General features: G+C 70.5%; 13 protein-coding genes. 3 read left to right on the forward strand and 10 right to left on the reverse strand.

The annotated features are described in order from the left end of the window. Positions 1–8: 8 nt before the first annotated feature. From zwf to tkt, 4 genes are read right to left on the reverse strand one after another with little or no spacing between them, the layout of a single operon-like run. Entirely contained in the window at positions 9–1,553 is a 1,545-nt protein-coding gene (zwf, locus tag AC1DXJ_RS01275) for a glucose-6-phosphate dehydrogenase (RefSeq protein WP_477612823.1), read from the reverse strand. Next, entirely contained in the window at positions 1,550–3,229 is a 1,680-nt protein-coding gene (locus tag AC1DXJ_RS01280) for a glucose-6-phosphate isomerase (RefSeq protein WP_477612824.1), read from the reverse strand. Before AC1DXJ_RS01280 ends, zwf begins: the two co-directional genes overlap by 4 nt. After that, complete coding sequence (gene tal, locus AC1DXJ_RS01285; protein WP_477612825.1) at positions 3,226–4,371, reverse strand: transaldolase; 1,146 nt, start codon at positions 4,369–4,371, stop codon at positions 3,226–3,228. Before tal ends, AC1DXJ_RS01280 begins: the two co-directional genes overlap by 4 nt. Positions 4,372–4,377: 6 nt before the next feature. Continuing rightward, positions 4,378–6,537, reverse strand: coding sequence for a transketolase (tkt, locus tag AC1DXJ_RS01290; protein ID WP_477612826.1), 2,160 nt, complete (start codon positions 6,535–6,537; stop codon positions 4,378–4,380). A gap of 163 nt (positions 6,538–6,700) precedes the next feature. Here tkt and AC1DXJ_RS01295 point away from each other — a divergent pair, with 163 nt between their 5' ends. Continuing rightward, positions 6,701–7,651 carry a heme o synthase gene (locus AC1DXJ_RS01295; RefSeq protein WP_477612827.1) on the forward strand — a complete coding sequence of 317 codons (951 nt, stop codon included), beginning with the start codon at positions 6,701–6,703 and terminating at the stop codon, positions 7,649–7,651. Here AC1DXJ_RS01295 and AC1DXJ_RS01300 read toward each other — a convergent pair. From AC1DXJ_RS01300 to AC1DXJ_RS01325, 6 genes are all read right to left on the reverse strand, one after another. Beyond that, complete coding sequence (locus tag AC1DXJ_RS01300) at positions 7,638–8,942, reverse strand: MFS transporter (RefSeq protein ID WP_477612828.1); 1,305 nt, start codon at positions 8,940–8,942, stop codon at positions 7,638–7,640. The genes AC1DXJ_RS01295 and AC1DXJ_RS01300 overlap by 14 nt on opposite strands. Continuing rightward, complete coding sequence (locus AC1DXJ_RS01305) at positions 8,939–9,520, reverse strand: ArsR/SmtB family transcription factor (protein ID WP_477612829.1); 582 nt, start codon at positions 9,518–9,520, stop codon at positions 8,939–8,941. Before AC1DXJ_RS01305 ends, AC1DXJ_RS01300 begins: the two co-directional genes overlap by 4 nt. 54 nt (positions 9,521–9,574) lie before the next feature. Beyond that, a complete protein-coding gene (locus AC1DXJ_RS01310) occupies positions 9,575–9,763 on the reverse strand; it encodes a hypothetical protein (RefSeq protein ID WP_477612830.1) in 189 nt (62 codons plus the stop codon). 39 nt (positions 9,764–9,802) lie between these two features. Then, positions 9,803–10,726 carry a COX15/CtaA family protein gene (locus tag AC1DXJ_RS01315; RefSeq protein ID WP_477612831.1) on the reverse strand — a complete coding sequence of 308 codons (924 nt, stop codon included), beginning with the start codon at positions 10,724–10,726 and terminating at the stop codon, positions 9,803–9,805. 235 nt (positions 10,727–10,961) lie between these two features. After that, positions 10,962–11,735, reverse strand: coding sequence for an ABC transporter permease (locus AC1DXJ_RS01320; RefSeq protein WP_477612832.1), 774 nt, complete (start codon positions 11,733–11,735; stop codon positions 10,962–10,964). Further along, on the reverse strand, positions 11,732–12,442 hold the full coding sequence (locus tag AC1DXJ_RS01325; protein WP_477612833.1) for an ABC transporter ATP-binding protein: 711 nt from the start codon (positions 12,440–12,442) through the stop codon (positions 11,732–11,734). Before AC1DXJ_RS01325 ends, AC1DXJ_RS01320 begins: the two co-directional genes overlap by 4 nt. Before the next feature lie 168 nt (positions 12,443–12,610). On the opposite strand from AC1DXJ_RS01325, the gene AC1DXJ_RS01330 reads away from it, so the two are divergent. Together AC1DXJ_RS01330 and AC1DXJ_RS01335 are read left to right on the forward strand one after the other, a co-directional pair. Next, positions 12,611–12,784, forward strand: a complete 174-nt coding sequence (locus tag AC1DXJ_RS01330) for a hypothetical protein (RefSeq protein ID WP_477612834.1) — start codon at positions 12,611–12,613, stop codon at positions 12,782–12,784. 105 nt (positions 12,785–12,889) lie between these two features. Continuing rightward, complete coding sequence (locus AC1DXJ_RS01335; RefSeq protein ID WP_477612835.1) at positions 12,890–13,084, forward strand: hypothetical protein; 195 nt, start codon at positions 12,890–12,892, stop codon at positions 13,082–13,084. Positions 13,085–13,089 lie beyond the last annotated feature (5 nt).

The raw sequence follows: 13,089 nt of genomic DNA on the forward strand, positions 1-13,089 counted from the left end.
TGGGGTGCTCATGGCATTCTCCAGACACGGCCGTCACGGTGCATCATCTCGTCGGCCGTGGCCGGACCCCAACCACCGGCGACGTAGGGCTCGACCGTGCTGCGCTGCTTGGCCCAGTAGGCCTCGACCGGGTCGAGGATCTCCCAGGAGAGCTCGACCTCCTCGTGCCGAGGGAACAGCGGCGGGTCCCCGAGCAGGACGTCGAGGATGAGGCGCTCATAGGCCTCCGGACTGGACTCGGTGAAGGCACGGCCGTAGCCGAAGTCCATGGTCACGTCGCGCACCTCCATCTGGGCCCCCGGCACCTTGGCGCCGAAGCGCATCGTGATGCCCTCGTCGGGCTGGACGCGGATGACGATGGCGTTCTGGCCGAGCTCCTCGGTCGCGGTGTCGTTGAACGGCAGGTGCGGCGCCTTCTTGAAGACGACGGCGATCTCCGTGACCCGTTTGCCGAGCCGCTTGCCGGTGCGCAGGTAGAACGGGACGCCGGCCCAACGGCGGGAGTCGATCTCGACCTTCATGGCGGCATACGTCTCGGTGCGCGACTCCTTGGCGACACCGTCCTCGTCGAGGTAGCCGATGACCTGCTCGCCGCCCTGCCACCCGCCTGCGTACTGGCCGCGGGCGGTGGACTTGCCGAGGTCCTTGGGGTGCCGCACCGCCGAGAGCACCTTCTCCTTCTCGGAGCGGAGGTGCTCCGCCGCGAACGAGACCGGCTCCTCCATCGCGGTCAGGGCGAGGAGCTGGAGCAGGTGGTTCTGGATCACGTCGCGGGCCGCGCCGATGCCGTCGTAGTAGCCGGCCCGTCCACCGATGCCGATGTCCTCGGCCATGGTGATCTGCACGTGGTCGACGTAGTTGGCGTTCCAGACCGGTTCGAACATCTGGTTGGCGAAGCGCAGGGCCAGCAGGTTCTGGACGGTCTCCTTGCCGAGGTAGTGGTCGATGCGGAACACCGCGTCAGGCGGGAAGACACCCTCGACGATGTCGTTGAGCTCGCGTGCGCTCGTGAGGTCGTGGCCGAAGGGCTTCTCGATGACCACGCGACGCCACGCGTCCGCCTCGGGCTTGCTCAGCCCGGACCGCTCGAGCTGTTCGCACACGACGGAGAAGGACGACGGCGGGATCGACAGGTAGAACGCGAGGTTGCCACCGGTGCCACGCTCGTGCTCGAGGTTCTTGACCGTCTGGGCGAGCAGGTCGAAGGACGTCGGGTCGTCGAAAGTGCCTGGCACAAAACGGAATCCCTCGGCCAGGTTGCGCCACACGCTCTCGCGGAACGGTGTGCGGGCGTGCTGCTTGACCGCGTCGTAGACGATCTTGCCGAAGTCCTGGTCCGCCCAGTCGCGACGGGCGAAACCGACGAGCGAGAAGCCCGGAGGAAGCAGCCCACGATTCGCCAGGTCGTAGATCGCCGGCATGAGCTTCTTGCGCGCGAGGTCCCCGGTGACGCCGAAGAGGACCAGGCCGCAGGGGCCGGCGATGCGGGGGAGTCGCTTGTCACGAGGATCGCGCAGGGGGTTGCTGTCCTGCGTCACCCGCGTTGGGCTCATGTGGTGCCTTCCGATGGGGCCAGCGAGGGAGCCAGTTCCGTGAGGGCCTGGGTGACCTGCGCCAAGCCGGCGTCGTGCTCGGTCAGGTGCAGCTGCAGCACCGGACGACCGTGCTCGGCGAGGACCTGGGCGTCGCCGGCGGCCTGGGAGGCGATGAAGTCACCCAGGCTGAACTCGCGTCCGGGGATCGCCAGGTCCTCGTGCGGCGCGGTCGTGATCTGGAGGTAGACGCCCGTCGCCGGCCCACCCTTGTGGAACTGACCGGTCGAGTGCAGGAAACGGGGACCCCACCCGAACGTCGTGGGACGTCCGGTATGCCGTGCCAGGCCGGGGCGCACGTCGGCGAGGGCCGCGTCCGTGAGCCGGTCGAGGTAGGCCATCACCGCGACGTAGCCGTGCTCGGGGTCGAGCTGGTCGAACAGTGCGGTGAGGGCCTCGGGGACGGTCCTGGCGCCGCCGAGCCATTCGCCGCCGAGGGAGCGGATCTCCACTGCTCGGTCGGTGGCGGCGCGAGCCTCGGCGCTGCCGATGCCCTGGTCCAGCAGCGCACGGGCCGCCTTCTTGGCGCTCTCCACATCGGGCTGGTCGAACGGGTTGATGCCGAGCAACCGTCCGGCGGCGGCGGTCGCCACCTCCCACAGGAGGAGCTGGGCTCCGAGCGGGCCGCTGACGGCGACCTCGGAGCGGCTGGCGTCGGCCTCGCCCTGGGGATCTGCTCCAAGGGTGAGATCGTCGTCGGAGTCACCGACCAGCCGGGCGACGGTGACATCACGCGCCGGCCAGGCCACCTCGGGGTCGGAGTCGCCACCGACGACGACGGGCAGGATGCCGGTGCCCTGTTTGCCGGTGCTCTCGGCGATGAGCTGCTCGGCCCAGTCGGCGAAGCCCACGATGCCCGACCCGTCGTCGACGATGACGAACTTGTCGCGCAGGGGATCGGTGCCCGCCATGGCGGCGGCCAGGCGCAGGCCGGGGTTGGCGTCGTCGTCGGCGCTGAGCACGTCGGCCACGGCTTCGGCATCGTCGAGCAACGCCTCGATGTCAGCTCCGGCGAGGCCGGAGGGAACCAGGCCGAAGGCCGTCAGCGCCGAGTAGCGACCGCCGACGTTGGGGTCGGCGTTGATGACCCGGTAGCCGCTGGCGCGCGACTCCTCGTCGAGCGGGCTGCCCGGGTCCGTCACGATGACGATCCTCGTGGTCGGGTCGATGCCCTTCTCCGCGAACGCCGCCTGGAACACGCGGCGCTGCGAGTCCGTCTCCACGGTCGATCCCGACTTGCTGGAGACGACAACGACAGTCCGTTCCAGGTCGGTGATCGCGGCCCGCACCATGTCGGGCTGGGAGGAGTCGAGGACGACGAGGTCGACGCCCGCCGTCGCACAGATCACCTCAGGGGCAAGGGACGAACCACCCATGCCACACAGGACCACCCGGTCCACGCCCTCACCGCGGAGCTGCTCGCGCAACGCCGCGATCTCCCCGAGCAGAGGCCGGGACGACCGGGGCAGGTTGACCCAGGACAGGCGGATCGCCGACTCGGACTCGGCTTCCGGCCCCCAGAGAGTCGCGTCCTGGGCGAAGAGCTTGCTCGCGAACTGGACCCCGACGAGGTCGGCCACCTTGGTGGCGATGGCATCGGCAGCGGCGCCTGATGCCACCACGCCGAGTGAGCTCACTGGTCGCCCTTGCCAGACTGCTCCACGTCGGCACGAGCGAGGTCGAGGTCGGACTGTGCCTCGTCCAGCAGCTCGCCCCAGGAGACCTCGAACTTGTCGACGCCCTCGCGCTCGAGCTGGGCGGTCACGTCGGCGTAGGAGATCCCGAGGCCCTCCAAGGCGTCCAGCACCCCACCAGCGTCCTGGTAGGTGCCGGTGACGGTGTCACCGGTGACCTCGCCGTGGTCGATGACCGCGTCCAGGGTCTTCTCGGGCATCGTGTTGACGGTGTTGGGGGCCACCAGCTCGGTGACGTAGAGGGTGTCGGAGTAGGCCGGGTCCTTCACGCCGGTCGAGGCCCACAGGGGGCGCTGGGCGTTGGCGCCGTCGTCGGCGAGGTTCTTCCAGCGCGGGGTCGCGAAGACCTCCTCGAAGGCCTGGTAGGCCAGGCGGGCGTTGGCCACGGCGGCCTTGCCCTTGAGGGCCTTGGCCTCGTCGGTACCGATGGCGTCGAGCCGCTTGTCCACCTCGGTGTCCACCCTCGACACGAAGAAGGACGCGACCGAGTGGATCTGCGACAGGTCCTTGCCGCCCTCACGAGCCTGCTCGAGCCCGGTGAGGAAGGCGTTCATCACCCCGCGGTAGCGGTCGAGCGAGAAGATCAGGGTCACGTTGACGCTGATGCCCTCGGCCAGGGTCTGGGAGATGGCCGGCAGCCCCTCGACGGTGGCCGGTATCTTGATGAGGACGTTCGGGCGGTCGACGGCGGCGTAGAGCTCCTTGGCCTGGTCCACCGTCTTGGCGGTCTCGTGGGCCAGCCGCGGGTCGACCTCGATCGACACGCGGCCGTCGACGCCGTTGGTCGAGTCGTACAGCGGACGCAGGATGTCGCAGGCGTTGCGGACGTCCTCGGTCGTCAGGCCGAACACCGTCTCGTCGACCGTCTTGCCCTGGGCGGCGTACGTGCGCAGGTCGGCGTCGTAGCGGTCTCCCTTGGCCAGCGCGGCCTGGAAGATCGAGGGGTTCGTGGTGACCCCCACGACGCCCTTGGTGTCGATGAGCTCCTGGAGGTTGCCGGTCTCGAGGCGCTCGCGGGACAGGTCGTCGAGCCAGACGGAGACGCCGTTGTCGGCAAGGGCCTTGAGTGCTGCGTTGTCAGTCATTTCTGTTCACTTTCCCTTGACGGTCTTGAGGGACTTCTTGGCCGCCGCCACGACAGCGGCAGGAGTGAAACCGAACTCGCGAAAGAGGGTCGCCGCATCTGCGGAGGCGCCGAAGTGGTCGATCCCGATGATCTCGCCGGCGTCGCCGACGATGTCGCGCCAGCCCTGCGGCACGCCCGCCTCGACGGAGACCCGGGCCTTGACGGCTGCGGGCAGGACCTTCTCGCGGTAGGCCGGGGTCTGCTCGTCGAACCACTCACGGCAGGGCATCGAGACGACGCGAGTCGCGACACCCGACTCCTCCAGCGTCTCGCGAGCGGAGACAGCCAGCTGCACCTCGGAGCCGGTCGCGACGAGGATGACGTCGGGGGTGGCCTTGCTCGACTCGAAGAGGATGTAGGCGCCCTTGGCCACCCCACTGACCTTGCCGGCCACCGTGCGGTCGACGATCGGCAGGTTCTGGCGACTGAGCGCCAAACCGGCCGGCCGCTTGTTCTTGAGGACGGCGACCCAGGCGGCGGCCGTCTCGTTGGCGTCCGCCGGCCGCACCACGTCGAAGGACGGGATGGCGCGCAGCGCCGCAAGGTGCTCGATCGGCTGGTGGGTCGGACCGTCCTCGCCGAGCCCGATGGAGTCGTGGGTCCAGACGAAGGTCACTGGCGCCTGCTGGATCGCGGCGAGCCGCACGGCGGGGCGCATGTAGTCGGAGAAGACGAGGAAGGTGCCGCCATAGGGGCGGGTCAGGCCCTCGAGGGCGATGCCGTTGAGGATCAGCCCCATCCCGAACTCGCGGATGCCGAAGTGCAAGGTCCGTCCGTAGGGACCGCCGGACCACTCGCGGGTCTGCTTCGACTTGGGGATGAACGAGGGCTGCCCGTCCATCGTGGTGTTGTTGGACTCGGCGAGGTCCGCCGACCCACCCCAGAGCTCGGGGACCGCGTCGGCCAGGGCGCCGAGGACCTTGCCCGAGGCGGCTCGCGTCGCGATGCCCTTGGGGTCTGCCGCGAAGGTCGGCACGGCCTTCTCGAACCCGTCGGGCAGGTCACCCGCGACAAGCCGGTCGAGCAGGGCCGCCCGCTCGGGCTGGGCCTTGCGCCACGCGGCATACCCCTTGTCCCACGCCTTGTGGGCGGCCTTGCCACGCGCCCCGACCTTGCGGGTGTGGGAGATCAGCGGGCGAGGGACCTCGAAGGTCTTGGCCGGGTCGAAGCCGAGCAGCTCCTTGGTGGCGGCGATCTCGGGGTCGCCGAGGGCCGAGCCGTGCGACTTGCCGGTGTCCTGCTTGGTCGGTGCGGGCCAGGCGATGATGGTGCGGAGCACCACGAACGTGGGCTTCCTGGACGTGCGGCTCTTCTCCAGGGTGGCGAGCAGCTGGTCGACGTTCTCGACGTAACCACCGCTGGTGCCGTCACCACGCCAGTCGATCGTGACGACGTTCCAGCCGTAGGCCTCGTAGCGCTTGCCGACGTCCTCGGAGAAGGAGATCTCGGTCTTGTCCTCGATGGAGATGGTGTTCTGGTCGTAGATGACGGTGAGGTTGCCGAGCTCCTGGTGGCCGGCCAGCGCTGACGCCTCGTGGCTGACGCCCTCCATGATGTCGCCGTCGGACGCCATCACCCAGATGTGGTGGTCGAACGGGCTGGTCCCGGGCTTTGCGTCCGGGTCGAACAGGCCGCGCTGGCGACGCTGTGCCATCGCCATGCCGACGGCCGAGGCGAGGCCGGAACCCAGCGGGCCAGTGGTGATCTCGACCCCCTTGGTGTGGTGCACCTCCGGGTGGCCGGGCGTCAGCGAACCCCAGGTGCGCAGCGCCTTGAGGTCGTCGAGCTCGAGGCCGTAGCCGGACAGGTAGAGCTGGATGTACTGAGTGAGGCTCGAGTGGCCACAGGACAGCACGAACCGGTCGCGGCCGAGCCAGTGCGGATCGGACGGGTCGTGGCGCATCACGTTCTGGTAGAGCAGGTATGCCGCGGGGGCCAGGCTCATCGCCGTGCCCGGGTGGCCGTTGCCGACCTTCTGGACGGCGTCCGCGGCAAGCACCCTGACGGTGTCGACGGCACGGACGTCCAGGTCGGTCCAGCCGGCCTTGCGCGCGACCGGCGGACGCAGTGAGCTGCTGCGTTTCCGGGCGGGCTGGGACTTGGCGGAACGAGTGGTGGTAGGCACGAATGGTTCTCCTCACACTGAGCTGCACAGGCGGCGCACGACGACGATCCGAGACTAGTCCCGGAGGTGATCCGCGTCGCATCCAGTCCCGTCCACAGGACATCGCCGGGCCGGGGATAGACTGACCCGGCCAGCCGCCCCTGCACCACCCACGAAGGACGCCGTGACCGCACTCGATCCGTCTGCCCGGATCTCCGCGTCTTCGGCCCCGGGTCGCAGACGCAAGGCAGCGGCATACCTCGCGCTCACCAAGCCCCGCATCATCGAGCTGCTGCTGGTGACGACGGTGCCGGTGATGTTCTTGGCGCACAAGGGAATTCCCTCGCTCTGGCTTATCGTGGCCACCCTCGTCGGTGGTGCGCTCAGTGCCGGCGCCGCCAATACGTTCAACTGTGTCTACGACCGCGACATCGACGCGGAGATGCACCGCACGAGCAACCGTCCGATGGTGACCGGCGAGATCAGCCCGCGTGAGGGGCTGGTGTTCGGGGTGGTCCTCACCGTCGTCTCGACCGTGTGGTTCGCCGTGGTCGTCAACTGGCTCTCGGCGGCCCTCTCGCTCGGCGCCATCGTCATGTATGCCGTGGGCTACACGATGATCCTCAAGCGCCGCACCGCGCAGAACATCGTCTGGGGCGGCGCGGCCGGCTGCATGCCCGTCCTCATCGGCTGGTCGGCAGTGGCGAACTCGGTGTCGTGGTCGGCCGTGATGCTGTTCCTGGTCATTTTCTTCTGGACGCCTCCGCATTACTGGCCGCTGTCGATGAAGTTCAAGGACGACTACGCCGCGGCCCACGTGCCGATGCTGCCGGTGGTCGAGAAGTTCGTCGTCGTGGCCCGCCAGATCGTGGCCTACTCCTGGGCGATGGTGGCCGTGTCGCTCGCCCTGGTGTGGGTGAACCCGATGGGCTGGATCTACCTCGGCACGGCACTGGTCACCGGGTTGCTGTTCCTGCTCGAGGCGCACCGCCTGCTGCGCGTCGCCAGGACCGGTGCGGACCCCCAGGCGCTCAAGCCGATGCGGCTGTTCCACTTCTCGATCACCTACGTGGGCATCCTGTTCCTCGGTGTTGCCGTCGACCCGTTGCTCTACCTGCCGGTCATCTCTCGCTGACGCTGACGGCCGGATCCCTGACCTCGGCCACAGGGCCGGGCATCTCGCGCAGTCCGCGCAGCGGGCTCCACCACATCGACAGGCAGGCCACCACGTGGATGGCCGCCATCACCGCGATGGTCGGGCGCAGCCCCAAGGTGCTGCCCAGGGCGCCGGCCGCGATGCCGGCCAGCGGCATGGTGCCGTAGTTGATGACCTGCATGGTCGTGACCTGTCTGGCCACCATGTGCTCGGGCACGTAGCGGTTGCGCCAGGCACCGCGGATCACGTTGCCCGCGACCACGCCGACGCCCACGAGGAGCATTCCCGCGACCAGGGCGACCAGACCGGCGCCCGGAGCGCCGAGCGGCACCAGCAGGGCGGGTGGCCCGGCCAGCACCTGCAGGGCGAGCAGGGCCCGCGCCGAGCCGAGCCGGTGCGAGACGCGGGTCGCGACGGCCGCCCCGATGACGCCGCCCAGCGAGCCCACGGCCATCACCAGGCCGACCGCCCCCGAGCCGAGGTCGACCTCCCGGACCAGGAACAGGACGAGGAGCGCCGCGTAGCCGGTGAGGCCGAAGTTGCTCATGCCGCGCATCACCATGAAGAAGCGCATGATCCGGTCGTGGCGGATGTAGTCGATGCCCTCGCGGATGCGTCGGGCCAGCGATGCCACCTCGACGTCCTCCGCCAGGTGGGGCTCGGCGGCGGGCAGCTTCAGCCGCCAGAGGCACACCGCCGACACGAGGAAGCTGACCGCGTCGACGAGGATGCCCCCGGCCGTGGAGATCGCCTGGGCGAGGAGACCGCCCACCCCGGGGCCGGCGACCTGCATGGCCGACTCGGTGCCGAACAACCGTGCGAACGCAGCCTCCTGCTGTTCGCGCCGGGCGACCTGCCGCACCAACGCCGGGTAGGCGGCGCGGAAGTAGACGGTGCACACGCCGTTGCAGAAGGCCGCGACCGCGAGATGGGGGAGCGTGAGGACGTCGAGGAGCCAGGCGACCGGAACGCTGGCCAGCGTCAGGGCCGCGACGAGGTCGCTCACGACCATGACGCGGCGGGCCGGCAGCCGGTCCACCCAAGCGCCGGCGGGGAGCCCGATGAGCAGCCACGGCACCCAGGCCGCCGCCGTCAGCGCACCCATCCAGCCGGGGCCGGCGTCGAAGCCGACGACGGCCAGGAGCGGGAGCAGGACCGAGGTGGTGGCGTTGCCGAGGACGCTGACGCCCTCGCCGAACCAGAGCAGGCTGAAGTTCCGGTTGCGGGCCAGTGGGGGAGGCGGGGCAACCGGTGTGGTGTGGGTCGTCATGGCTGGGCCGGGAACCCTCGGGCGAAGACGAACACCGACTCGCGCTCGACGCCGTCGTCAGGCACCTCGCGCTGCGACCACCGCATCAGCACGTCGACCATCTCGTCGGCCACCTGCTGCAGCTCGTCGGGGGAGACCTTCATCCAGTTCTGGGTGGCGAAGGAGACGGCGTCCCACTCGGGGACGGACGCGGCGTTGGCGTTCCACTCACGGGTGCGGTCGAACTGGCGCTGGAGGGCCAGCGCCTCGGCGGCGTAGGCGGCCGTGACTGCTGCGGTGTCGTCGGCGAAGTCGGCGCGCGACCAGCGCGTGCCGGGGTCGACCAGGCGCCACCAGCGTTCGCGGCGGTCCTTGGCGAGCTCGGGTGCCTCCTCGACCAGGCCGGCCTCGTGCAGCACCTTGAGGTGGTGGCTGGCACTGCCGACGGCCTGCCCGGTGCGGGCGGCGAGGGCGGAGGCGGTTGACGGGCCGTCGACCTTGAGCGCGTCCATCATCCGCGAGCGGAACGGGTTGGCCATCGCCGCGAGGGCCTTGGCCTCGGTGACGGTCCTGACTCCTGGGCGTTGTTTGGCGGGCATGTGCACAAGACTATTTGCACAACGAAGGTTGCACAAGAGTCCTTGTGGAATGGTCTAGCGCACGCAGCCGATCGGCGTCTGGCCCACGGTGGAGAGGCTGGCCGCCTGGGGTGAGGCGCCGTAAACGGCGCAGTCCTCACCAGAGCCGCGCACCGACCACCACATCGCAAGGGTGGCCAGGAGCAGCATGATCGCCACGAGCTGCCCTGCGTGGCCACGGAGCACGTCCGCTTGAGGTCTCATGGCCCGAGTGTGCTCTTCGGGGCTCGTCCTGGGTAGGGGTCAGTGCGCGCGGAGTCGCACCATGGCGCGGGTCAGCGTCACCACCAGCACGGTGGCCAGGAACATGTGCACCAGGACGACGACCCACGGCAGTCCGGTGAGGTACTGCGTGTAGCCGACCACACCCTGGGCGAGGGTCACGACGAGCACCACGGCCCAGGCGCGGCCGGGAGCCGCGGGCCCGTCGCCCAGCCGGCTCGCGATCCACATCGCGATCACCAGTCCGACGAACAGCATCACGGCATCGGCATGCAGCCAGGAGATGGTGCGCGGGTCGAGGCCGAACCGGGCCGGCTCGTCGGCGTCGCCCGAGTGCGGACCCGAGCCGGTGACGACGGTGCCGAGGATCAGCACGACCGCAGCCACCGCACAGGTGGCCCAGCCCAGCCGTTGGACGAGGGGGTGCACGACCAGCGGCCGTGGCCCGGCCGGCTCCGGTGCGCGGAAGACGAGGTAGGCCGAGGTGGCGACGAGGCACATCGACACCAGGAAGTGGGCCGAGACGGTGAACGGGTTGAGGCCGGTGCGCACCGTGATCCCGCCGAGCACCGCCTGGACGCCCACCCCGGCGAGCACGCCGAGGGCGGGGACGAGCAGGTCGCGACGGCGCGCGGCCCAGCGCCACACGGCATACACGGTCGCAAGGGCCGCGATGCTGACCACGCTGGTGAGTGTGCGGTTGCCGAACTCGATGTAGCGGTGCCACCCCTCCGCCTGGTGGGGGACGGGGGTGTAGGAGCCGGGCACGCACTGCGGCCACGTGGGGCAGCCGAGCCCACTGCCGGTGAGCCGGACGAGGCCGCCGGTGACGACGATGAGCACCTCGACGACCAGGTTGGCGAGCAGGATCCTGGGCAGCCACACCCGTCCGGCGGAGGCCACCGGTGCGGCCATGGTGGAGGTCGAGGCTGGTGCTGCGGTCACGCAACGAGGGTACGGCTCAGGGCGGACCCTGACGCGGTTGGGGGAGTCCCCTCATGGTGCTGGCCGCGGTGGGCTGGCTGACTGGACGCATGGAGACCAACACGTGGCGGGCGGGGGTCGCGGCGGGGTACGCGACGCTCCTGGTGGTGGCGGTGGCGACGGCGCGACCGTGGTGGCTCGTGGGTCTGCTGGCCCTGGTGACGGTGGTGTGCTGGACCAGGGCCGGCGCCACCAGTCAGTCGCTCCAGCGGAAGAACCGGCGTGCCAGCACCGTCGCCGCGAGCGCCCAGAGCGTCATCACGAGCCAGGCGCCCGGCAGCATCCGACCCTCGACCAGCGCGGCGCGCAGGCTGTCACCGAGCGCGGCCGACGGCAGCAGGGCAACGGCGCTCGCGAACCTGTCCGGGAGCTCGGTGCCGGCGATGACGACCCCACCGAGGGCGAGCAGGGCGACCCACAGCAGGTTGGCGACGGCCAGCACGCCTTCGGCGCGCAGCGTGCCCCCCAGGAGCAGGGCCAGAGCCACGAAGGCCCACGTTCCCAGCACTAGGGAGAGGAGTGCCGCGGGTATGCCGCGCAGCGTCGGCTCCCAGCCGAGCGCCAGCCCCAGCGCTCCGATGACGACCACCTGCACAGCGACCACGCAGAGCACCGCGGCGGCCTTGGCGAGCACCAGCCCCGTGCGGCCGAGCGGAGTGACGCCGAGCAGTCTCAGCACGCCGTAGCGGCGGTCGAAGCCGGTCGCGATGGCCTGGCCGGTGAAGGCCGAGGAGATCACGCACAGCGCGAGGACACCCGGAACGGCCAGGTCGACCCGGCGCCCGTCCCCGAGCGAGATGGACTGCGCGTGGACGAGGGCCACGAGTACGGCCGCCGGGAGGAGGACGGCCACGAGCAGCTGCTCTCCGTTGCGCAGCAGCGTCACCGCCTCGAACCGGGCCTGGGCCAGGACCCGGGCAGCGGGCGCCGCCGGCGCAGCCTGCGCGGTGGGGGCGGAGGCGGCGGTCATGCGACCGACCTCCCCGTCAGGGCGAAGTAGCGGTCCTCGAGCCGGTCCCCGCCGGTGACGGCGTCGAGCGACCCCTGGGCGACGACGGCACCGGCGGCGACGACGACGATGTGGTCGGCCAGCCGCTCGGCCTCCTCGAAGGAGTGCGTGGTGAGCACGACTGCCGCGCCCCCGTCGGCCAGGGACCGCACGAGCTCCCACACGTCGAGGCGTGCGTGCGGGTCCAGGCCGGCACTGGGCTCGTCGAGGAACGCCACCTCGGGACGACCGACCAGGGCTGCCGCCAGCGCCACGCGTTGCCGCTGACCCCCGGACAGCCGACGCACCGAGGTGCCGGCGAACTCGTCGATCCCGAGGCGCTGGACGAGGGGGTCGAGGGGCGCGGGCGCGGCATACATCGACGAGAGGTGGCGCAGCAGCCGCAGTGGACGGGCGGATGCGGGCAGCCCGCCGTCCTGGAGCATCACGCCGACTCGTGCACGGTGGGCGGGGCCGGCGTTCCACGGGTCGGTGCCCAGCACGCGGACCTGACCCGCGTCCGGCCGGCGCAGCCCCTCGCAGCACTCCACCATCGTGGTCTTGCCGGCGCCGTTGGGCCCCAGCACTGCCGTCACCGCACCGCGCTCGGCCTGCCACGAGGCGCCGTCCAGGGCGACCACGCTGCCGTAGCGCTTGGCGAGACCGGAGACGAGGACAGCGGGTGGCACGCCCTGAGTCTAGGTCCGGGACGCAGCACCCCTGAGGGGGGCCGGGCACCTCAGAACAGTCGCGTGTCGATCGAGGGATGGGCGACTTCCCCATGTGGAGGGGTGCCTCAGAGGCGAACTGTGGAGGCATCAACCACGAGGAATACCAAGGCACGAAGGAGCACGGCCATGAGTCTCACCGCCCACCCGTACATCGTCCTCGCCGAGCAGCAGTGGAAGCAGGAGAGCCTGTCCGGCGCCAACCTCGCCCGCCGCCAGCCCCGGCCAACGCGCAGGCGCCGCGACTGGCACCTGCCGCGGCCGCTGGGGCAGTCGGTCCGCCACACCCCGCGCCCGGTCTGAGGCCCCCTGAGGCAGGTGCGGCCACAGATAAGGCACCCGCCCCATGTGAACGCCTGCCTCAGACGGTCAGGTTTGAGGACACACCACCACCAGAAGGAGCACAGCATGAGCATCAACGCAGACCCGCTGTTCGTCGCCGCCGAGGTTGCCTGGCGCACCGAGAGGCTGTCGACCGGGCTGGCCAGCGCCGTCCCCGCACGGCACCACGGCCACGCCATCCGCACCGCCCTCGGCCGGGTCGTGCACTCGCACCGTCACGGTCAGGGCGCCGCCCGCACCGGCTCGGCTCGGGTCGCCTGACGGCG

The organism is Pedococcus sp. P2_D9 (genome assembly GCF_056404275.1).